This is a genomic window from Simiduia agarivorans SA1 = DSM 21679, from assembly GCF_000305785.2.
In the GTDB taxonomy this organism is placed as follows: Bacteria; Pseudomonadota; Gammaproteobacteria; order Pseudomonadales; family Cellvibrionaceae; genus Simiduia; species Simiduia agarivorans.
Genome location: NC_018868.3, coordinates 3,738,376 through 3,760,992, shown reverse-complemented (window position 1 = coordinate 3,760,992; position 22,617 = coordinate 3,738,376). Strand labels below are relative to the sequence as shown.

The following is a 22,617-nucleotide window of genomic DNA, read 5'->3' as shown; positions in this document are numbered from 1 at the left end:
GGCCCTTCGGGGCCGTTTTTTATGTCCTGCAGGCGGCCATGGCCGAATGGTCAGACCCGGCTACTGTCCATATAGCGCCTTGGCCTCTTTAAACATGACCCAGCTGGCGAGCACATATTTGTCATTGGAAACGGGCACGCAGCCGCGATGAGTATGGGTAAAACCGCAGGGTGCCAACACCAGCCGGCCGGCCTTGGGGCTGACTTTTGCCCCCTGGTAAAGAAACTCCGTTTCGCCGCCGTTATCCACATCATTGAGGTACAAGAGCCACAACAAAACCCGTCGCAAGCTGCGCTGACTGGCATCTGTGGGGTGCGGGTAATGCTCCGAGTGCCAGTGGTGATAGCCACCGGTGCCGGCGCGGTAGGATTGCAGGTTGATGTCATCAAAGGCATACATGGACTGCACGATGCCGGCGAGCGCAGCATCGGGTAACGCCGGTATCTGATCCGGCCGGAGGTCTTCCGGCTGGCCGGCCGCATTCAGAACTTTTGGCGACAGCGCGCCCACCAACAAGTGGGGAAATGCGCGCGCATATTGCATCACTGCGCGCAGCAGCAGCTGGTTCAAATCCGCGCAAACGTCCGCCCAATGGGGCAAACCGGACAAGTAGAGGTCGGTACTGTCTTTTTTCGCAATATCCACACCCGCGCCGGTGCGCCCGGGCGTGCGGGCGGTATCCTGCTGAAAACGGGCGATCAGACTGTTGCATTGATCGGTATTGAGTACGCCATCGAACTGGGCAATAAAGTGTTGCATGGTTATTATCAGCTAGTCTTTACATAATAACGAATAGCCAGCGCCATTCCCCAACCGGTACGCGCTATCGCAGCTGAGCGAGAGGAAAACCGCGGTATGCCCGCCCAAGCCGTTTTCAGTCAAGTGGCACAGTCCAAGCATTCTGACCGATTCACCGGGCCACGGGCCATCGTTTACCTGTTGCTGGCCTGCTGTGTTGCGCTGGTCGCCTGCAGTAAATCGCCGGAACAGCAAGGCGCCGGCGCAGTGTCGGATACGGTGCCCTTCCCGACCCCGCGGGTAGTGACTTCAGATGTGGAACCCTGGGGTTTTATGGACGATCAGGGCACTATGCAGGGCATGCTGGTGGATTTTCAGCGCAGCCTGTTCGAGCGTGCCGGCATTGCTTACCAGAATCACCTCCAACCCTACCCGCGGGTGATCCACGCGGTCGCATCGGGCAGTGCCGATGTGGCGGTCATGTTCAAAAGCCCTATGGCCGATGAAGTCGCCACATCACTGGGGCAGGTGCTCTCTGTGCCCGTGGTCATCGTGGTGCTGGCAGACAACCCCCATACATTCGAGCGCCTCGAAGATTTTGCCGGCATGGTTGTGGGTCAGGTGCGAGGCTCCAAGTATGGGCCCGCGTTTGACAATAACCCCGCGTTCAAACGCGTGAGCATACCCCACGTGGATCAGGCACTCCGAATGCTGAAAGCGGGCCGCATCGACGCCATGGCGTCCACCAAACAATCCCTGCTTTTTGCCATGCACGCCACCGGCTTTGCCGGCGATCAACTGCGCATTGCCCTGCCCTTATTTGATGTCAGCGCAGATCTGTATGTTTCCCACAAAGCCGCCAATGCCCCTTGGGTAGCGCCGTTGCGCGATGCTTTGGCGGCCATGCGCGCAGACGGCACGCTGACGCCCAGCTTTTACCAAAGCCCCTTCTGGCCTTACTTCGAACTTTGCTTTGCCGGGCAGCAGTGCATCGCCACCCAGTAATTCAACCCTGCCGGCTGGCGTAGTAACTTTTCACCCGCTCATCACTGGCGACCGTCTCGATATGCGCCGCGACCAAAGGCGCCACATCTGCCACTAATGAAGACGGTATATGATCCAGCATGCCGGATGCGATCCAGCGTGTGAGGTAGTAAACCTTGAGATCGGCCACGGTGAGCTTGCCGTCTGCAAAATAACCGGTACCGGTTTTCGCCAGGCGTTTGTTCATCCACTCCAGGCCCGTTTTCATCGGCCCCTGCGCAATCGCTTCGCGCGCCTTTTTCAGCGCCTCACCTTCAAGACCAAAGGTACTGGTGAGTTTATGGGTAATGTCTTCCACCACATCCATGGCTTCGTCACACAAATAGGCCTGAAACGCATCGGCGGGATAAAGGCCCGCTTGCCGGCCGAAATACCGGCACAGCGCATTGGACTGGGTGAGCATGTCGCCATCCATTTCCACCACCGGCACCTGACCAAAAGGCGTGCGCGCTTTGACCGAGGGAAATTCACTGAAGCTGAAACGCTCGTCGTCGAATGCCAGCTTTGCTGCATGCAGGGCTATCCGGATAGGTTCACCGCGCCCGCCATCCACATCAAAATACACCACTTTGATTTTGCTCATGCTTACGTCCTCGTCTGAATTCAATTGCGCCATTAATTTTCAAATTCTGTTTGTGCGCTGGAGCAGCTACTGTCGGCGGGAAAGTCCACATCGCCATCCCCGTCGTTATCCAGCGTATCATCGCATTCCGGAATAGCGCCGAGATCCGGTTGCAGTATAAAAAACCGGCCGCTGATATTGGCCGTGACGATCAGTCCGCTGTCGAAATAGGGAAACACACTCCAGACACCATCAAATACCGCGCTGTTGTTCTGCGGCCAGGTGTCAAAGTACGCCACCTCGCGCAATTGCGCCTGGGCCAGATTCCCGTGACGCAAAATGCGCACGCCACTGGTGTAATTCGCCTGATAGATGTGCTTGTCTTTCACGTACAGGTTGTGGTCAATACTGTTGGTGGTGTTATTGAACGCACTGATATAAACGGGGTTATCCAGATCGCGGGTATCAAAAATGACTGTCCGGGTTTTGATGCCAAAACTGGTCTCATCGGTTTCATCACCCAGCACAAAATAATTGTGGTCTTGGGTTAACCAACCCTGGTGGGTGTAACTCACTTGCGGGTAACTGCGTTTGGCAACCAATACCGGGCTGGATTTATCGGTGACGTCCACAATGGTCAGGGTGTCCTCGTTGGCGCCGAGACAAATCTCCCGCCCCCGGTAATCAAGGTCATCCCCCCAATAGGTGGCGCACTGCACATCGTGGGTATAGCCGTCGCCGCCATAACAACCGGCAAATACCGGCATGTGCGGGTCGTTCATATCAATCATGTGCAAGCCGCCATTACAGGTATTCGAGCCCACCACATAGGCGAACTTGGAGTCCTCATTGACCGCCACATTATGGGCGCTGCCAAACTGGGTGTAGTGGTAAATGGGCGCAATGGTTTCACCGCCGCTGCGATTCACCAGATCTTTGATGTGTACCACCTGCATGCCGTGACCGACCGCCTCGCTGACCACCACTGCGTGCTCATTGATCAGTTTCACATCACGCCAGGCAGAACTGCCGGTGGCGGACGGGAGAAAAGCCACAAATTCGGGCTGCTCGGGATTGGTCATCCGGATAAACGCGGTGCCTGTGGTCAACGCGAGAAAAGCGTAATCATCACCATTGACATTGTCTTGCCAGCCCCAGATATCGGATGCCTGCACGTTGAAATCCAGGCCAGAGACCATGGACACGTGCAGACAGGGATAATTACCGGCCAGATTGTTAAAACACCCGCTGCCCGACACCGAAGTGGCGGTCACCTCATTGGTATCGGGGACATTCGGCACCGGGTGACTGTGACCGTCACCCCCTCCACCGCCGCAGGCCGCCAGTAAAACGACACTCGCACACAGGGACAGCAATTTGATCGGCGTACAACGCATAAATTTCTTCCGTATATTGAATGCTGCGCTACTCTACCCCGATTTGGGCAGGGCAAGTATTACGCGTTAGCATTAGTCTAGGGACAAAGACCAATCTAATCCAAAAATCACGGGCGCCCTATGATCAAACGCACACTCCAGATACTCCTGCTGTTACTGCCCTGCACGGTAGCCGCCTCCCCCCAACCCGTTCTGCTGCCGGCCAATGCCGTTCCCGACGCACTGCTGGCAGCAGCGGGCAAGCCCTACACCGAACACACCGACAAGGGCCCTCAGGCCGCGCGAGATGCTTTGATGTTCACCTCATCGGATCAAAAGGTTACCGCCGGGGTGTATCAGGCCAACGCCGGTAAGTTCACAGTGAACGAACCCTATGGCGTGGATGAATTCATGTGGTTTCTGGAAGGTAAGGTCACACTCACATCAACGGATGGCACTGTCACCGAAATCAATGCCGGCGACGCCGTGCTCCTGCCCAAAGAATGGACCGGCGTGTGGGAATCCACGGATTACAAAAAAGTGTATGTGATCTACTCACCGACGGGAGGTGAGGATGCCACGCAAGAATAAATTACCGCTCGGCCCCGGCATCAACCGGCGCGAATTTATCCAGGGCACCTTAGTGGCCAGTGCAATGGCCGGCAGCGTGCCAAGTTGGGCCGATATTCCACCCTACCCGCCGGCAAAAACCGGGCTGAGAGGAGCTCACCCCGGCAGCTTTGAAGTGGCCCATGGCCTCGCCCGGGAAGGCGTGAAATGGCCGGTACCCGAAGCCAGCACCGATGCGCCTTACGATCTGGTGGTTGTGGGTGCCGGTATCAGCGGGCTCGCCACCGCCTGGTTTTATCAGGCCAAGTACGGGCGCGACAAACGCATCCTGATTCTCGACAACCACGACGATTTTGGCGGCCACGCCAAACGCAATGAATTCAACGCCGGCGGAAAAACCCTGCTCGGCTACGGCGGCAGTCAATCCATCGATTCACCGGCCAGCTACAGCGACGCTGCCAAACGGCTGCTGCTCGCCCTTGGTATAAAAACCGAGCGCTTTTACGATTACTACGATAAGGACTACTTCACTAAGCGCCAACTCAAGGCCGGCCTGTTTCTGAACAGCGCCCATTTCGGCAGCAGCCACCTGATCAGTGACGACCAGATCTACAATTGGCGTACCGGCACTGATCCGGCAAAAATCACAGATCAATATCTGAATCAGTTTCCGCTCTCTGATCACGAAAAACAAAAACTGAAAGTATTGTTGACCGGCAACACAGACTGGCTGCCAGGAAAAACCGATGCACAGAAACTCAGCTATCTGCGCACTGTGAGTTACAGCCATTGCCTCACCGAACACTTGCAGATGCCAGCCAAAGTGCTGGATCTGGTGCAGGAACGGCTCGATGGCTGGTGGGGGCTCGGCACCGATGCCATTTCCGCGCTGGAAGCCTGGCGCAACGGTCTGCCCGGGATGGCGGCGCTGAATTTGCCCGAACCCGAATTAGAACACGGCAACGAGCCCTACATTTTTCATTTCCCCGACGGCAACGCCAGTATTGCCCGTCTTCTGGTGCGCCAGTTAATACCTGGCATTGCCCCAGGCAACAGCATGGAAGACGTGGTGTCGGCGGCGTTTGATTACGGAAAACTCGATACCGAAAACCAAGCTGTGCGCATCCGCCTGAACGCCACTGCGGTGAATGCAGAGAATGGCGCCCAAGGCACCCGTGTGGTGTACGTCAAAGACGGAAAAAGCCACAAGGTACACGCCCGCCACTGTGTGCTGGCCTGCTACAACGCCATCATCCCACACCTGTGCCCGACATTGCCCCCAGCGCAAAAAGCAAAATTGAAAGAACAGGTAAAAGTGCCCATGGCGTATGTGAACGTGGCACTCAATAACTGGCGTGCGTTTCACAAAGCGGGCGTTTCCGAATTCAATTGCCCGCGCGCGTTTTACACCTGGGTATCGATGGACTTTCCGGTCACCATGGGTGGCTACCAATACCCTCAATCGGCCGATGAACCCGTGGTACTTCACCTGCCCTACTACCCCAAACAACTGGGCACCGGCCTCACGGCCAAAGAACAATACCGGCTCGGACGCTATCGGCTGCTGGGGTTGAGTTTTGCAGATTTTGAACGCGAAGCTGTGAATCAGCTGAACGAAGCACTTGGCCCATTTGGTTTCAACGCAGACAAAGACATTGCCGGCATTACCGTTAACCGCTGGCCCCACGGCTACGCCTACGAATACGTGGACCTGTTCGACCCGGACTATGCGCCCGGCCAAGCCCCGCACGAACTTGCCCGCAAGCCCTTCGGCAATATCCACATCGGCAATTCCGACTCCGAAGCCTTCGCCTACGTCGATGGCGCCATCGACGCCGCCTGGCGGGTGATTCAGGAAATGTAAAAAAAACCAAAGTCCCAAGGGGGTCAGACCGGGTCGCGCCAGACCGGGTCACGCCAGACCGGGTCGCGCCAGACCCCTTGGTACTTTGGTTGCTCGCTTGCTGATATTACTTCAGATCAAACCGATCAGCAGTCATCACCTTGTGCCAGGCCTTGACGAAGTCTTCGACAAACTTCTTCTGACCATCGGCAGAACCGTAGACTTCAGCCACGGCACGCAGTTCGGTATTGGAACCGAACAGCAGGTCTACCGTGGTAGCAGTCCAGCGGGCTTTACCGGTAGCGCGGTCAACCCCTTCATAGATGCCTTCGGCTTTGGCGGACTTTTTCCACTGGGTGGACATGTCCAGCAAATTGACGAAGAAATCATTGGTGAGCTGGCCAGGACGATCGGTGAGCACACCGTGCTTGGCGCCACCGGTGTTGGCATCCAGCGCACGCATACCGCCAACCAGCGCGGTCATTTCCGGTACGGTCAGGCCCAGCAAGTTAGCGCGGTCCACCAAGGCTTCAGCCGGCGCATAGTAGCTTGCGCTGCTGTAGTAGTTGCGGAAGCCATCGGCCTTGGGCTCAAGCACTGCGAAGGACGCCACATCAGTCTGTTCCTGCGACGCATCGGCACGACCGGGTGCGAAGGGCACGGACACTTTTACGCCCGCCTGCTTGGCAGCACGCTCAACCGCGGCATTGCCCGCCAACACGATGACATCGGCCAGTGACACCTGCTTGCCGCCGCGCAGACTCTTGTTAAAAGACTGCTGCAAAGATTCAAGCTTCGCCAATGTGGAGGCCAGTTCTTTCGGATTGTTCACGGCCCAATCTTTCTGTGGCGCAAGACGCACCCGTGCTCCATTGGCGCCGCCACGCATATCGGTTGAGCGATAGGACGCCGCCGATGCCCAGGCGGTGCGCACCAATTCCGCATTGCTAAGGCCGGACTCCAGAATCTTCTGCTTGAGCTTGTCGGCTTCTTTCGCGCTGATCAGCTTGTGCTTCACCTCGGGAATCGGGTCCTGCCACAGCAAGACTTCGGCAGGCACTTCGCTGCCCACATAGCGGGCACGCGGGCCCATGTCGCGGTGAGTCAGTTTGAACCAGGCTTTGGCAAATGCCAGGTCAAATTCCGCCGGATTTTTCAGGAAGCGTTCCGAAATCTTGCGGAAACCCGGGTCCTCCTTCAGTGCCAGGTCGGTGGTGAACATGATGGGCGCGTGGCGCTTGTCGGGCAGGTGTGCATCCGGCACGAGGTTAGCAGCCGCTGGGTCGGTTGGGATCCACTGCACGGCACCCGCTGGGCTCTTGACCTGCTTCCAGTCAAACCGGAACAGGAAATCCAGATACATGATGGACCAACGCGTCGGCGTTGCTGTCCAGGCACCTTCCAAACCACTGGTTGTCGTGTCTTCGGCATTGCCCTTGCCACACTTGTTGGTCCAGCCAAAGCCCTGCTCTTCAATGCCCGCGGCACCCGGCTCAGGGCCTACACAATTGCCCGGTTTTTTCGCGCCATGGGCTTTGCCCAGGGTATGGCCACCCGCCACCAGCGCAACGATTTCTTCATCGTTCATGGCCATGCGACCGAAGGACAAACGCATATCCTGCGCCGCTGATAAGGGATCGTGATTGCCGCCCGGGCCTTCGGGGTTCACATAAATCAGACCCATCTGTACCGCGGCCAGGTCGCCTTTGAGCTTGCCGTCTTTGGTACGGCGTTTGTCGTCCAGCATCTTCTGCTCGGGGCCCCAGTACACTACGTCGGGCTCCCAATCATCGGCACGGCCGCCGGCAAAACCAAAGGTTTTGAAGCCGGCTTCTTCGAGCGCCACATTACCGGCCAGAATCATCAGATCCGCCCAGGAAAGACTTGCGCCATACTTTTGTTTGACGGGCCACAACAAGCGGCGGGCTTTATCCAGGTTGGCGTTATCCGGCCAGCTGTTGAGCGGGTCAAACCGCTGCTGGCCACCGCCGGCGCCACCGCGTCCATCACCCACGCGGTAAGTACCGGCACTGTGCCAGGCCATGCGGATCATAAAGGGACCGTAGGTGCCGTAGTCTGCCGGCCACCAAGGCTGGGAAGTGGTGAGTACTTTGGCGATGTCTGCTTTGACCTCTGCCAGGTTCAGTTTGGCAAACGCATCCGCATAGTTGAATTCTGCGCCATAAGGGTTGGACGCCACGTCATGGGAACGCAAGGGTGTTAAATCGAGTTGCTCAGGCCACCAGAACTGGTTGGATTTTGCAGCGCCCGCCAATGTGGGCGCCGCCATCACCGCAGCCATGACAGCGGCTGCCAGGGTTAGTTTCTTCATAAAGCTCTCCATTATCAGGTTTGTTGTCAGGAACAGCTGAATCCTGCGGAGAACTATAGCGAAGCGTTACCAAGAAAAATCGAAAACAGCGTTGGATAAAATTGAAGATGACGATCAGAAAAACTGAACGCCACCTTCGGCTAAAGCATTGAAAAAAACAATCAGCGCAATAGCAACTACTTCCGTCCCAGCTTGTAGCGCTTGGGATAAACGGAGGCATTAAATGCTTTCGTCGCCTTTACCATGTCCGGGTAAGGAATATCGGTTGCCGATACAAAGCCCACATTATAGTTTTCGCCATCGAAGGCGCGGCCGGAAATGGGCGAATCCACATACTGGAACCAATGTGCGCCCACCAGGTTTTTATTGGCCAGGATGCTCTCCATGTATGCCAGATACATTTGAGCGCGGTCTTGCTGGTTGGCCGCCTGTACCAAGCCGGGGTGATAGAGGCCGGTGTCGCTGGTGGCGCCAATGTGGAATTCACCGATGACCGCAGGCAAATCTATCTCATCAAGGAAAGACCACAGTTTGGGCTGCAAACCTTCTTCATATACGTTGAAACTGAGCACGTCACTGTATTTCACCGATGCCTTGATGGTTTCATCCGGCATACCCCAGCTGGCCATGCGCACGCCCATGTACAGATGGTTGGGCAGCGTTTTTTCCAGCGCGTCATGCACTACGCGGAAGTACTGATCGGACAACATTTCCAGCATCATGGATAAATCCGCTACAAATGCTTCTGGGAATGCATCGAATGTCTGGCTTTCAGAGAGTGCCGCCCAACCGGACAGCTCGGTGCCCCAAGCCTCGTTCAGCGCTTCAATAGTTGGGTATTTTTGTTTCAATGCCGTAACGAAAGCTGCTTTAGCCGGGCTGTCTGCAGTAGTTTTCGAGAGCGCATCCAGAATCAAACCATAGCGTTGGCTGATAGTGCCTTCACGCAAACCCCAGCTTTTTTCATTATCCACGAAAATACCCACACACCAGGGAGACGATTGTATTTCTTCGGCAATCACATCAATGGTCACCTGCGCCCGGCGAACAAACTCCGGATCAAATGCGTCCGGCATATCAGCCCAATAGCTCACCTCGCTGGTCAGGGTTTTGAAATTGCCAATAATCCAACCGTTAGCAAAGTAAGGTACCTGCTCGTTGGTATAAAACGCAGGGTCAACCCAGTTACCCATAGACGTAAAACCCCAGTCATTAAACCGGTCAAGCGTAACCTGCTCCCATGTCCGCATGTAGGATTCGGGCTCGGTCTCGCCGTAACGCCGCTCCAGATTAGCGCGATAGAAACTGTAGGTTTCGCCGGATTTTACCGGCCCCAGAAACACCGAGCGCCGATAGGAATAATGATCGGCCAAGGGATCATCGTAGCCTGGCAACCAGGTAAAAGCATTGTGCCGCAACTCACTGGCCACATAACGGGTTGCGCGCACCGCATCCGACACCTTCACCATCCCCATGGAATCTTCGGGAGTGACAGCATCCGGATCCACATAGCGAACCGAATCGTCTTTGAAATCGATACCGGTAGTGGTGCTCAGGTTGGCGAGGCGCACATTCGCCAGGCCGTGGGAGAAAAACAGATAACCGTCCGGATCCACCAGCCACCATTTTCCATCGACCTTCTCGCGCCGGAAGTAACCGGTAGCTTCTAATCTTGGGCCATCTTTCCAACCGCCAAACCGAGAGCGATCTGGCATCAAACCGGACTTGGAAAGCGCTGCCAGTTCAGCATCTGCAGCCGCTTTCAATTGCTCATCAGATTGGATTTTTCCGGGGAAATCCACTTTGGCATTCTGACCCCAGGCATCCACATAGCCCTTGTGGAAATCGGACGGATAGTCCGGATTGGTCCGGGCGCGGATATTGTCTACCCGGATGTGTTTAGGCGTGAGGTTGCCCCTGACCGACAGAGAGATTTCTGATAATGCGGACAAGTCCAGCAGGTCATCGCCATAACGGAAGAACGCTAAAGCATCATCGCTTTCCCACGCGGGCATACGCGAATGCTTAAAGCCCAGATCCACTTTGGCGGCATGGCCCGCCAGCAGTACATACACCGTTTTGGTGCTACCAGCAGCCACATTCACCGAATGGTTGGTGGCGCGCCCTTGCGCATTTTTAAAGCCGATATATAGCTGAATGGATTCCTCACTCATATTCTGCACATCCATCGCCAGATTCAGCTCCGGGCGACCGGACAGATCCCAAGGTGTACTGGGCTGCAGAATCAGCTTGGAAAATTTCTCCACGGGCGAAAAGGTCACGGTCAATTCACCCGATTCCAGGCGAGTGAACTCAGCCCCGCCTTCAGTGGAAATCTGCAGGCCATCAGTGGGACTGTTGAAATCGGCCAGCATTATCGTTTTCGACGCATGTGCTTCAGGCGCAGTGGTCGAATTACTGCATGCCACCAGGGTGGTAGCGAGTGCTGCGCAGAGCAGCCCGCGGGTAAACTTTTCCATCGGTTTCCTCCTTTTAATGGTCTTATTATTTGAGCGCTATGGCCATCAGGCTATCGTGCGCGGTAATAAACAGAATCTTTTCATCCGCCGACAGGGCACAATTGGCCGTGAGCCGGCCCGTATAAATACGTGCTAATGGCGTAGCATCCGGACTGAACAGCCAAACCCCTCCTGGCCCGGTCGCAAAGATCACCCCGCTGGAATGCACCGCCATACCATCGGGCACGCCATGACCTTCAATCGCAAATGCCGACGCATCAAAAAACAGCTTCCGGTCCACCAGATCGCCTTGCTTGTTGACACGGTATTCATACCAAGCCGGCGCCTCAGCATCAGAGACCGCCACATAAACCCGACCGCCATTCGGGCTCTGGCCAATGCCATTCGGATGAGTGAGTTCACTGTCCATCAGGTCCAGCTCACCATTTTCCGCCAACCGGAATACGCCTTGATAAGCAAGTTCTTTGTTGGGGTCATCCACGCCATAAAGCATGCCGTAGGCAGGGTCAGTGAAATAGAAAAAACCGTTGGGGTTGCGCACCATGTCGTTTGGGCTGTTCAGGCGTTTGCCCTGATAATTTTCTGCAACCGGGCTGAATGGTTTGGCCGGCTTATCCAGCGAAGCGTCCATACGCACTATGCGTCTGTTGCCCTGCTGCAAAAGCAATAAGCGCCCCGCTCCATCCAATACCATGCCATTGGACCCCTGGGGTGAATCGCCAGGGTGCAGGTTGTCGGCGCCGGTTTTTTCGAGATAGGGTCTGATCCCTTGCTCAAAATCAAAACGCAATACGCGGTTGTTGGGGATATCTGAAAACAGCAGGTAGTCACCTTCAGTTATCCACAAAGGGCCTTCGGTCCATTTGAACCCTTCGGCCAGCACGCGAACCTTTGCATCAGACGCCAGCAACTGGTCGGCGTCTGCACTCAAGCGTTCAATCCGCCCGGTTTCGGGATAGCCCGCCAACTCGCCCGCATCCACCAGACCAGTAACTAACATTGCAAACGCCAATAGCCACTTCATCCTGCTTTTACCTCACTGAAGTCGGTTGTTGTTGCGGCGCTGAACGATACTTTTTCTATACGCCCAACGATAAACAGATAACTGCACGAGCCCACTAAGGCGAGCAGCGCGATAAACAGCAGAGCCGGTTTGAAATCCCCGTCTGTCACCAGAAAGCCAATCACCGTGGGCACCACCACCGCGGAGAGCCCGCCGATAAAATTGAAACAGCCGCCAACCAACCCGAGAAAACGCGCTGGCGCCAACAAAGACACGAAAACCCAGGCAATAGAGGCCAGGCCATTGCCAAAAAATGCAATGGACAGGAAGGCAATCACCCAAGCCGTGTCCTCGGTGTAATTGGCGCCCACAATCGCACCAGACAACAACAGACCCAGTACCACCGGCGCTTTGCGCGCTAATTCCACGCTATAACCACGGCGTGCCAGTGCATCGGACACAAAGCCCGACAAAAGCACACCGGCAAACGCCGCCAGAAATGGCACCGACGCCAACCAACCGGACTTAATGAAATCGAGCCCCCGGTACTCCACCAGATAGGTGGGAAACCAGGTCAGAAAAAAGATCAGGGTGCCACCCAGGCAGAACTGCGCCAGATAAATTCCCATCAGTTTCGGGTGCGTTAACGCAGCCCACAGATCGGCACCTGAATAACGCTGAATGTGTTTTTCCTCAGCGGGCGTCTCGGGATCGCGATAGAGCCAATACCAGATAAACGCCCATACCATGCCGATGACGCCGGAAATAATAAACAAGCCACGCCAACCGAAAACACTTTGTATGTAAGTCAGAAACGGCATCAGAAACGCCAGACCGATAAACTGGCCTGAGGTGTAAACGGCGATTGCACCGGCACGCTGTTGTTCAGGAAACCATTGGGTAACAATTTTGTTGTTGCAGGGGTAGGACGGTGCCTCAAACACCCCAATAGCCATGCGACAGCCGATCAAGGCGGCAAAGCTGGATACCAGCCCCTGCACCAGTGTGACCAGGGACCAGGCAAACAAAATAAATGGGTACAGCAATCGCACCCTGATCAGATCAACGGCAATGCCGCCTGGGATCTGCAGAATGGAATAGGTCCAACCAAAGGCTGAAAATATCAGCCCCATTTGCACACTGGAAAGATTCAGTTCCGCGCTGAGTGCGCCAGAGGCTACCGATATATTGGTGCGATCCATGTAATTGATCACCACGCTGATAAAAACCAGCGCCAGCACACCAAACCGGTTCATCGCGCGACCTTAGCGGCAACCAACTTCTGCACATTGCCGGCAGAGGCCAGCAACAGGTAGCTGGCTTGCAGGTAACCGCTGGCGTAGAAAGCCTGCAGCTGGTCTGGCGCCAATGCCTGCAACCGTTGTTCGTTGATGGAGTAAAATCCGGCAAATCGCTTTTGCTCGCCACCCGGCAGTGAAATAGTCAGTTGCTTAGCTTCAATCAGATCCAACTCGACTAGTTTGTCGAGAAACGCCTGCGTCGCCCTTATGCCCAGCATCAACCGCGACAACAGTGCACGCATAGACTCCAGATAACCAGTCGCATTGCCATTTTCATCAAACAAGGGTTCTCCTTCGGTTTGTGACACCCGGCTACTGGCCATATCCAACGCAATTTTTCCTTCACCTTCGTGGGTATTCGCTACCAAAAATGGCTGCCGTTGAATATGGATGGGCAGGTAGCTGGCATTCCACCCATCGTCTCGCAAATACAGATTCTCTCCGGGTGCCAGGCCTAAAAGTGCGTTGAGCCCGAACTGGCCGGTGTCTTCATCCTTCATGATAAACACCGGGTACTCCAGCACCAGAGCCCGCAACTCTTCCGCCACCACCGGCACAAAATGAGCGGTTTCGCCAAATGACGCGCCATGCCCGCGCACTATCCGGAGTTTGGCATGCTCAGTGGGTTGGATAATTTCTGCTCGGGTCATAGAGTCCTCTTAAACGGCTTGCAGGCCATAGTGTTTGATTTTATTCAGCAGCGTGCGGTGGTCCGGCAGGCCTCTCAGAAGCTGATTGGTATCACTCTGGGCTTGCTGAAACAGCGTGCGCGCGCGCGCAAGGGATTGTTCGCTTACCGGTGGCCAGTCCGTTCGGGTTTCAAAACCCATGCCATACAACACATACTGATAGCTGGCGGCCGGAAATACTTCTACCGCGCGGTCGAAGTCACCGTGCCAGGGGCTTTGTTCCCGCCAGTAGCTCAACCACTGCTGTAGGCTTTCAGGCATTGATTGCGCGTTTCGGTTATCGCGCCAGAAAGCGGTATCACTGCGTTGACTCAACACATAATGCAGCTTGAGAAATTCGATGATGCGTTCCCAGCGGTACAGGAAGGTGTCATTGTATTTGCGTGCCAGTTGCTCCATGGCAAACCGGCTGGCGGGGAACTGATCTGCAATATAGCCTGCGGCTATTTCGATCAGTAAGATGGCCGAGGCTTCCAACGGCTCGAGAAAGCCCGCCGACATGCCAATGGCCACGCAATTGTTTTTCCAGAATTGCGCCCGGTGACCGGGATGAATGGCGATGTGTTTTGGTGACAAATTTTCTACCGACGCGCCAGAGGCCGCGATGTAATCCATCAACTCCCGCTCTGCCATCTCCGGCGACTGGTGTGCGCTGGAATACACGTGGCCCACGCCGCGCCGATTCTGCAAACCGATATCCCAGATCCATCCGGCACTCTGCGCGGTACTGACGGTGTGAGACGCCACCGGCGCATCATCCGAATCATAGGGGACGTGCACCGCCAGGGCCTGATCAACAAACAGCTGATGCTTTTTGCACACGAAGGGAACCTGAAGCTGTTGCCCTAAGAGCAGGGATTGGCTGCCGGTGCAATCGATAAAAAAATCGCCTGCTATCAAACCCTGATTCGTCTCGACACCCACGATATCGCCCTGATCGTCACTTCGCACCTCAGACACATGGGCCTGGCGATGCAGCACATCGAGGCGGGTCACGCAATGCTCTCGCAGAAAATCCGCAAAGGCGCCCGCATCCAGATGGTAGGCATAGTTGGCAATGCCGGCGTACTCCGGCGTGGTGATTTTTTTGGGCGCAAGTCCGGCGTCGCACAGAGCATCTTGGGGACAAACAGCGGCCGAGAAACTGGCCTGTTCGCTCTGTTTCAGCCAGTAGGGTGCGAGATTGAAATCATGAAAACCATTGGGTTGAATCAGCGGATGATAGTAGTGATCCTGTGCGGAGCCGGTGACCCAGCGCGCAAATTTTGCGCCCTGTTTGAAGGTGGCGTTACAGCGGCGAATCAGCTCGGTTTCACTGACCCCTATCGCTTTCAAAGTGCGCCGCATACTCGGCCAGGTGCCCTCACCCACGCCCACGGTTTTCACAGCCGGCGATTCCACCAAGGTGACGCTGACCGCATGACCTGATTGGCTACGTAGCCGGGCCGCAAGCACACCGGCCGTCAGCCAACCGGCCGTGCCGCCGCCCACGATCACTACTTTTCTTACCGCTTTGTTTTCCATATCAACCTATCACGAAGGTTTACGGAAGTAGCCGACATAACGGGCCACTTACGAAAAACATCGGGAAAAGACCGCCCGAAGGCGGTCTTGGATGTAAACATCAGAACTTGGCGCGCACGCCAATGTTGTAGCGGGGACCATATTCCTCATAGTCGCGGATCTGGTTTTCCCAACGACCATACCGATGTGTTGCTTCGTCAGTCACATTCAGGCCTTCAACAAACACGTTGAAGTTTTCAGTGATGTCGTAGCTGGCACTCAGGTCCACCTGGCTGTAGGCCGCTGTGAAGGTGGGTTCAATACCGCTGGCCAGAAGGAATTTGTCGCGCCAGTTGTAAGCAATACGCGCCTGGAAGCCGTGGTTTTCATAAAAGCCCACCAGGTTCGCCGAGTCACTCAGACCCGGCAGCGCCAGATCATTTTCCAGACTGTAGACGTCGTACTTGTCCTTGCTGTCTACCATGGTGTAGTTAGCAATCACCCCAAAACCGGATTCCCCGAACATGTGCTGCACGTTGAATTCCCAGCCGTCAACGGTGGAGTTGTTGAGGTTCTGGGGCGTGGTCACTTCCCAGGTAATGACCGGGTCGCCGGGTTGTGACAAGCAAGCTGGAACCGGATTCAGCGCAGAACCACCTGGACATCCCGGACGAGCGGCCGCCGACGGGTCAGTCAGAGGGCCATCAGGACCTTCGATTACCCGGTCTTCCTGACCGACAGCAATAAAGTTGTCTACATTTTTACGGAAGTAACCGCCGGAAATGTAGCTGCCTTCGTCGTAGTACCACTCCAGGCTGAAGTCCATGTTGTCGGAGGTGTAAGGCAACAGCCCCGGGTTACCCTGATTGGCTTTGAATGGCCCGGTAGACAGATGGTTGGTCAGATTGGTACCCGGATACATGGCATCGATGTTACTGCGCGCAACGGTGCGGCTGTAAGCGGCACGTGCGGTAACCGAGTCGGTCAGTTCCATTGCCACAGACAGGTTTGGCAGGAAGTGTTCATAGTCACCATCCAACGTTTCCGCCTGCTCATCAGCAGCCAGGACCTTCGACATTTCCAATGGGGTAATCCAGTTAAAGCCTACTACCGGATTGGTCACCGTGTAGGAATCCACATTGGTTTTTTCATAGCGAACACCGGCGTTGGTGCGTACGGTCATGCCGTTGAAATCGGTGGCGAAATCCAGCGACATAAACGCAGCCGTGGTGTCTTCTTCAATGCCGTTTTTGCTCAGGCTGGTAGGTGTGCGCAGCCCTTGCTGATCCACCAGGTCCATGAACTGACGGGTTGAGAACTGCGGAATGTATTCAAAGCCGATGGCACCCGGGATAAAGGTCAGGTCCAGACCTGAGATATCCATGGCACCGCCACCTAAGCCGAAGTTACCGCTGTAAAGCTCAACCACATCCACGTCGTACTGGGTTTTTTCCAGGCCGAAATTAATCGCTTCGAGCGCACCGCCATCCTGATTACGCCAAACACCGGCAAACCGCGCCTGACTGATGGTGTTTTTCATTTCACGGCCGCGCTCCTGATAGAGGTCGCCTTCAATGTTGCTTAGCGCATAGGCGCCCCCTGGTAACCCGGAATCATCGTATGACACAGTGGGCAGCTTGCCGGTAAAGTCAGCGGAAATATCTACTGGCGCCGCCGCGCCGAAGGGGTTTTTCAGGTTGGCAATGGTTTCAGCCGGCAGCGCACCGGGGTTGGCGTGCGAGGTGGCATTGCTCAGGTCCAATTCCAACGTGAGTGAGTCACTCACATCCCATTCTACGTTCAGGCCATAGGCGTCATTATCAGTTTTGAACGCGTATTCCCAGCCCCAGAAGTTCAGCTCATCATCGGATTTGAACTGATCGATGATGGTGCCGTTCACATCGGCGGTGCCGGTCTCAACCCAATCAAACCAGAAACTCATGCGGTTCATATCGCCGCGCTCATCCAGGCGCGACAGATTGTAGTCACCGGTAATGGTCAGGTTATCCATAGGTGCAAATTGCAGCACCAGCTGTGCATTCTGGCGCTCGCGGGTGTAGTCGGATTTATCCAGGTCTACGGTGGGAATGCGCCAGGTAGCCAGTGTGGGGTTGCGGCTGGTATCGATCGCACTGGTATCGGCACTGACAATGCCGGGGTAACCACGGCTCCAGCCATTCTGGGTGCCGATGCGGTCCTGGCCGTAATTGCGCTCTGCGTGAGAGAAGGCCAGCAACACACCGAACTTGTCGTCAGCAAACGTCTGGCTGTACAGGGCTGAAACTTCGGGCGTGATTTTGTCACCGTTGTTTACGCTGGTATCCACAACGCCCTTGATGGAGCCCTGAAGCACCAGCTCATCAAAATCAAACGGGCGATGGGTTTTGATATCAATGGTGGCACCGATACCACCCGAGGGCACATCGGCCCGGCCGGTTTTGTGCACTTCCACACCGGATACACTTTCCGACGCTATCTCACGGAAGTTGAAACTGCGTGATACCGCCTGTGAACCCAAGGCGGTGGAATTGGGCATCTGACGGCCATTCATGGTGACCAGATTGAACTGCGGGCCGAAACCCCGCACCGTTACCTGGTTACCTTCGTTGCCGGTGCGATCGATGGATACACCGGTGATGCGCTGCAAGGATTCCGCAAGGTTGGTGTCGGGAAACTTACCGATATCTTCAGCAGAAATCGCGTCTACCACGCCGGTGGCATCGCGCTTGATGTCCATAGCATTGGTCAGCGAGCTGCGAATCCCGGAGACTACTACTTCCTCCAGTACCTCATCCTGCGCCAGGGCGCTCGCCGGCAACAGCAGGCCGGCATTGATCATTGCCACAGACGCGGCTAATGCCCCGCGTTTAAACGAATTGATTACCCTACTCATTAAGTGCTCTCCTCCAGACCTTTTACACTCTGGTTTTTATTGGATGTCCTCGATAACGGGAGCTTGCCCGCCCATTGCGCCGGTCAACGCCTTCCACTTGCAGGGTGGTCAACCCCGACAGGCACCTGACACAAACGTGTCAATTGTTAACAATCTACGATATGATTAGCGCTGTCAAGGCCAACAACCCCAGACAAAGGCATTAATTTCTTGATTTTGCCCAAGCAGATCTGGGCGATAGAATGAAACCGGCGCAGTCAATCAGTGGAATCAGTTATGCGGCTAATGGATGAAGTTTCAGTGCACAACGGGCTGGGCGAATGCGTATTGTGGGACGAACACACCGGCAAATTGCTCTGGACTGACATGCCCGGCAAGGTGTTCTACCGCTACCAGGTGCAAACCCAGGCACTGGAGTCCTTTTCCCTGCCTGAAGACCTCTGTTCATTTGCCATGATTGAGCGGAGCCCCTGGCTGCTGGCCGCGTTTCAAAGCGGCTTGGCAAAGTATTTACCAGAGACCGGAGAAATCCGCTGGTTCTGGAAGCTGCCCGAGGGCAAAAAGCTGCGCATGAATGACGGCCGCTGCGACGCGGCTGGCCGCTTCTGGGTGGGCAGCCTGATTGATCGCGAGCACTGCTATTCCGATGACCCCGAGGAACAGGGCGGGCTCTATTGCGTTGCACCTGATGGCACTGTCTCACAACATTTGCACAATGTACGGCTCAGCAACTCCATTTGCTGGTCGCCCGATAGCCGTATTCTGTATTTTTCCGACAGCACCAAAAAATGCATTGAGGCGTTTGCGTTTGATCTGGAAAACGGCACCCTAGGCGCCGGTCGCAGCCTGATTAACTTGCCACCCCACTGCAACCCGGATGGCTCTGTGACCGACAGTGAAGGCCACCTTTGGAATGCACTCTGGGGCAGCAGCCAACTGGTGCGTATTTCACCCGCGGGAAAAATTTCCGACCGGCTGCAGCTGCCGGTGTCGCAACCCGCCTGCCCCACCTTTGCCGGCCCGTCGCACAATTGGTTGGTAACGAGCAGCGCCACCTACAGCCTGAGTGAAGAAGCACTGGCTGCCGAACCCGGCGCCGGCAACCTGTTCATTTATGAAACCGCCTACACCGGCAAACCCGAGTACCGGTTCAAAGACCAACTGCCCGTTTAGCAAGCTTTTAGAAAAACCTGCCTCGATTACATCAACTCCGCAATTTTTCCCAAACCGGCCACCGACAAACCATCGCCCTGGTGCACCTGGCATTCAAGCTGGTAGAACGCCATGGCCTTGGCGTAGAGCGCAGACAGCCGGCCATTGGCAATGATATGCACAGGCCCATCACCCGCGGCGCTGAATTCTCTCACTTCGGTACCTATGAGCAGGCCAGACAAATAGCTGGCCGCGCACTCGGCCGGCATCTGGTAAAGCAGCACCTTGCTACGCGTGGTAAACAGGCTGTTCAACAGCGGTTGCTTGCTGCGACTGGCGTCAAGCCCCAACTGAAAACCCTCATCACTGTGGCTGTCTGTGGCGGGCTTGAGCGTGGACTGGCTAACCAGCAGTCCGTACAGCTCGCCGGTAAAGGCGGTGGAAAATCCACGGATGACGCCCTCCTGTACCTGCACCCATTTACTGTGAGTACCCGGCAAGCAGACCCTATGTTGACCGTGTTGGTGCAGTTCCGACATACACAGCCAACCCAACAGCTGGGTCTCCTCGCCGCGCATCACGTCAGCACCGGTCTGCTCATCGCTCAGGCCCGGCACCAGTTGCACCCTGCCCAGCGAAGGCACTGTAACCGGTACCAGATGCCGTGCCAGCTGGCGCGCGTCCGCCGGGCAGGCCTGGTAACCGGCATTGGCCAGCCCCAGACCAGAGCCCGCCATACCGCAAATCAGCACATCCAGATCTGCCGGACTGGTTACCAGTTGCTGCGCCTGCGCCAGCAGATACGCCGGCTGCTCAGCCCTGGGCAGGCGCGACACACCCTGACTGCTGGCGGTATGGGTGACCACATCCCCCTGTTCATTCACCAGAAACAGCCGGAAACTGCTGGTACCCCAATCGCAGAAAAGTCGCATAAATACACCTTACATTGTAAACAATATTCAGTTGATATACTCTTAGACCGTTACACGTTTGCCCACTAGTGACTCGACGGACATCACATGCAAGAGAACAAAATCGTTCCGGTCAGGGATCAGATCGCCGATCAAATCCGCTCCGATATCATCGCCGGCTCCCTGGCTCCCAACGAAAAACTCAATGAGCAACAACTGGCCAATCGCTTCGGGGTTTCACGCGGCCCGGTACGCGATGTATTACTGCAGCTCACCAAAGAAGGCTTGCTGGTTGCCAAAAATAATTGCGGCATGTCGGTAAATGACGTGCTCAATCCTGCGTTGCAGGAATTGATGATGGACATCCGCGTTAAAATTGAAACCTTCGCGGTTCAGAGCCTGAAAAACAAACTCACCGTCATCGACTTCGACAATCTCGACGCCATATTGGATCGCATACAGAGCGCCTTTGACGTTGAAGACTTTACCGAAGTCACCAAAGCAGACATCGATTTTCATCGCTACCTGGTCAACAAAGCCGGCGGCAGCGAGCTGGTGAATCTGTGGCAACCTATGGTGATGCGGATGCGCATGAACTACCAGCGCATCCGCCAATCCAAAGAATGTGTGGACGAACACCGCGCCATTTCCGAAGCCCTTAAAGCCGGCGACATCAAAGGCGCCGTCAAGGCCATTAAGTCCAACATCAAATAAATGGCTATTGCGTTAAAAAAGCCCGGCAATGCCGGGCTTTTTTATGGGTTGAACTCAACCCAGCTCTTTCATATAAACGGTTTTCTTTTCCAGGTACTGCTCGAGGCCGTACTTGCCATCTTCACCGCCCATACCCGACATTTTCCAGCCATTGTGAAAACCCTGGTGTTGCTCACCGATACCGCGGTTAACATACACCTCGCCCACTTCCATTTCCTTGATGGCACGCTGGATGGACACCAGATTTTTGGTGTACAGATAAGCCGACAATCCGTATTCGCTGTCATTAGTGTAGGCGATCGCCTCATCAATGCTGGTGATCTTTACCACCGGAAGAATCGGGCCGAAGGTTTCTTCGTGCACCAGAATGTTATCCTGCTGTACGTTGGTGAGCACTGTGGGCTCATAGAAGTTACCGCCCTCGAAACCGGCCACAGCCGCAGGCTTACCGCCGCACGCCAATACCGCACCCTGTTCGATGGATTTCTGCACTAACCCGTGAATCTGTTCGATTTCACGCTTGTTGACCTTTGGCCCCATCTGCGTGGATTCATCCATGGGATCGCCCACCTTCAGGCCGGCCACCTTGTTCAGGAAAATCGCCATGAACTCATCGTGCACATCGGCGTGAACATACAAGCGTTCGGCACAGGTACATACCTGGCCGCAATTGGCAAAGCGGGCCCACAAGGCATCTTCTGCCGCCTGTTCCAGGTCTGCATCGTCCATCACGATCATCGGCGCCTTGCCACCCAGTTCCAGCATCACGGGCGTCAGGTGCTTACCGGACGCCTGATGAATAATCTGGCCCGCACGGGTTGAGCCCGTCATGGTAATCAATTGGGTGATTTCACTTTCGCACAGGTGTTGCCCCACTACGGAACCGCTGCCATTCACAATGTTCAGCACACCGGCGGGGATGCCCGCGTCATTCGCCAGGCGACCCAACTCCATGGTGGTGAGCGGTGTTTCCTGTGTGGGCTTAACCACAATGCTATTGCCGGTGATCAATGCCGGGCCGATTTTCCGGCCGGCCAATGCCAGTGGAAAATTCCAGGCGGTAATGGCTACCACCACACCGCGCGGCACCTTGTGAATATAGATGGTTTCGTTTTCGTGATCGGACGGCAGGATATCGCCTTCGATGGTGAGCGCATGATCGCAGGCGTATTCAATAAACGTTGCGGTGGCTTCCACTTCTCCTTGCGCCACAGAAATCAATTTGCCCTGCTCGGCCACCAACATGCGCGCCAGCAGATCTTTTTCGGCACGGATCAATGTCGCGAACTTGCGCAGAATACCGGCACGGGCGCGCGCGGTGAGCTTGGCCCAGCCCTTCTGCGCCTGCTGTGCGGATTCCAGTGCGCGCTGAGCATCACCGGCAGTGCCAGCGGGAATTTCACCCAGTGCATTGCCCGTGGAGGGGTTGTACACCACTATCGCTTCGTTTGATTCCGAGGCCACATACTGGCCATCGATAAAGTTAACCTGATTCTGAAAGTTCAC

17 protein-coding genes are annotated in these 22,617 nt (G+C 55.6%); 5 read left to right on the top strand and 12 right to left on the bottom strand.

Annotation, left to right across the window (positions count from 1 at the left end; genetic code table 11):
• Positions 1-60: 60 nt before the first annotated feature.
• On the bottom strand, positions 61-759 hold the full coding sequence (locus tag M5M_RS16750; RefSeq protein WP_015048694.1) for a 2OG-Fe(II) oxygenase: 699 nt from the start codon (positions 757-759) through the stop codon (positions 61-63).
• Between the two features lie 96 nt (positions 760-855).
• Here M5M_RS16750 and M5M_RS16745 point away from each other — a divergent pair, with 96 nt between their 5' ends.
• Positions 856-1,743, top strand: a complete 888-nt coding sequence (locus M5M_RS16745; RefSeq protein WP_015048693.1) for a substrate-binding periplasmic protein — start codon at positions 856-858, stop codon at positions 1,741-1,743.
• A 1-nt stretch (position 1,744) separates the two neighbouring features.
• Here the strand turns inward: M5M_RS16745 and M5M_RS16740 are convergent, their stop codons facing one another.
• Together M5M_RS16740 and M5M_RS16735 are read right to left on the bottom strand one after the other, a co-directional pair.
• Positions 1,745-2,365, bottom strand: a complete 621-nt coding sequence (locus M5M_RS16740; protein ID WP_024330132.1) for a glutathione S-transferase family protein — start codon at positions 2,363-2,365, stop codon at positions 1,745-1,747.
• 32 nt (positions 2,366-2,397) lie between these two features.
• Positions 2,398-3,741: a choice-of-anchor B family protein gene (locus M5M_RS16735; protein WP_015048691.1), complete on the bottom strand. Its 1,344-nt coding sequence runs from the start codon at positions 3,739-3,741 to the stop codon at positions 2,398-2,400.
• 120 nt (positions 3,742-3,861) lie between these two features.
• Between M5M_RS16735 and M5M_RS16730 the strand changes: the two genes are divergently transcribed.
• Together M5M_RS16730 and M5M_RS16725 are read left to right on the top strand one after the other, a co-directional pair.
• Positions 3,862-4,311, top strand: coding sequence for a cupin domain-containing protein (locus M5M_RS16730; RefSeq protein WP_016389829.1), 450 nt, complete (start codon positions 3,862-3,864; stop codon positions 4,309-4,311).
• Positions 4,295-6,154 carry an NAD(P)-binding protein gene (locus M5M_RS16725; RefSeq protein ID WP_015048689.1) on the top strand — a complete coding sequence of 620 codons (1,860 nt, stop codon included), beginning with the start codon at positions 4,295-4,297 and terminating at the stop codon, positions 6,152-6,154. The genes M5M_RS16730 and M5M_RS16725 overlap by 17 nt, the downstream gene beginning before the upstream one ends.
• A 106-nt stretch (positions 6,155-6,260) precedes the next feature.
• On the opposite strand, the gene katG is transcribed toward M5M_RS16725, so the two are convergent.
• From katG to M5M_RS16690, 7 genes are all read right to left on the bottom strand, one after another.
• On the bottom strand, positions 6,261-8,465 hold the full coding sequence (gene katG, locus M5M_RS16720; protein ID WP_015048688.1) for a catalase/peroxidase HPI: 2,205 nt from the start codon (positions 8,463-8,465) through the stop codon (positions 6,261-6,263).
• 176 nt (positions 8,466-8,641) lie between these two features.
• Positions 8,642-10,945, bottom strand: a complete 2,304-nt coding sequence (locus M5M_RS16715) for an agarase (RefSeq protein ID WP_015048687.1) — start codon at positions 10,943-10,945, stop codon at positions 8,642-8,644.
• 25 nt (positions 10,946-10,970) lie between these two features.
• A complete protein-coding gene (locus tag M5M_RS16710; RefSeq protein ID WP_162141138.1) occupies positions 10,971-11,945 on the bottom strand; it encodes an SMP-30/gluconolactonase/LRE family protein in 975 nt (324 codons plus the stop codon).
• Positions 11,946-11,965: 20 nt separating this feature from the next.
• A complete protein-coding gene (locus M5M_RS16705; RefSeq protein ID WP_015048685.1) occupies positions 11,966-13,204 on the bottom strand; it encodes an MFS transporter in 1,239 nt (412 codons plus the stop codon).
• Entirely contained in the window at positions 13,201-13,899 is a 699-nt protein-coding gene (locus M5M_RS16700) for a SapC family protein (protein WP_015048684.1), read from the bottom strand. Before M5M_RS16700 ends, M5M_RS16705 begins: the two co-directional genes overlap by 4 nt.
• Positions 13,900-13,908: 9 nt before the next feature.
• Positions 13,909-15,462 (bottom strand): tryptophan halogenase family protein, encoded by a 1,554-nt coding sequence (locus M5M_RS16695; protein WP_015048683.1) that lies wholly within the window; start codon positions 15,460-15,462, stop codon positions 13,909-13,911.
• A gap of 100 nt (positions 15,463-15,562) precedes the next feature.
• A complete protein-coding gene (locus M5M_RS16690; protein ID WP_015048682.1) occupies positions 15,563-18,334 on the bottom strand; it encodes a TonB-dependent receptor in 2,772 nt (923 codons plus the stop codon).
• Between the two features lie 276 nt (positions 18,335-18,610).
• Between M5M_RS16690 and M5M_RS16685 the strand changes: the two genes are divergently transcribed.
• Positions 18,611-19,507, top strand: a complete 897-nt coding sequence (locus M5M_RS16685; RefSeq protein ID WP_029879213.1) for an SMP-30/gluconolactonase/LRE family protein — start codon at positions 18,611-18,613, stop codon at positions 19,505-19,507.
• Between the two features lie 26 nt (positions 19,508-19,533).
• On the opposite strand, the gene M5M_RS16680 is transcribed toward M5M_RS16685, so the two are convergent.
• The gene (locus tag M5M_RS16680; RefSeq protein WP_015048680.1) at positions 19,534-20,418 is read right to left on the bottom strand and encodes a 2-dehydro-3-deoxygalactonokinase; all 885 of its coding nucleotides are present in this window, start codon (positions 20,416-20,418) and stop codon (positions 19,534-19,536) included.
• 87 nt (positions 20,419-20,505) lie between these two features.
• Here M5M_RS16680 and M5M_RS16675 point away from each other — a divergent pair, with 87 nt between their 5' ends.
• Positions 20,506-21,111: a GntR family transcriptional regulator gene (locus M5M_RS16675; RefSeq protein WP_015048679.1), complete on the top strand. Its 606-nt coding sequence runs from the start codon at positions 20,506-20,508 to the stop codon at positions 21,109-21,111.
• Between the two features lie 54 nt (positions 21,112-21,165).
• Here the strand turns inward: M5M_RS16675 and aldA are convergent, their stop codons facing one another.
• Entirely contained in the window at positions 21,166-22,617 is a 1,452-nt protein-coding gene (aldA, locus tag M5M_RS16670; RefSeq protein ID WP_015048678.1) for an aldehyde dehydrogenase, read from the bottom strand.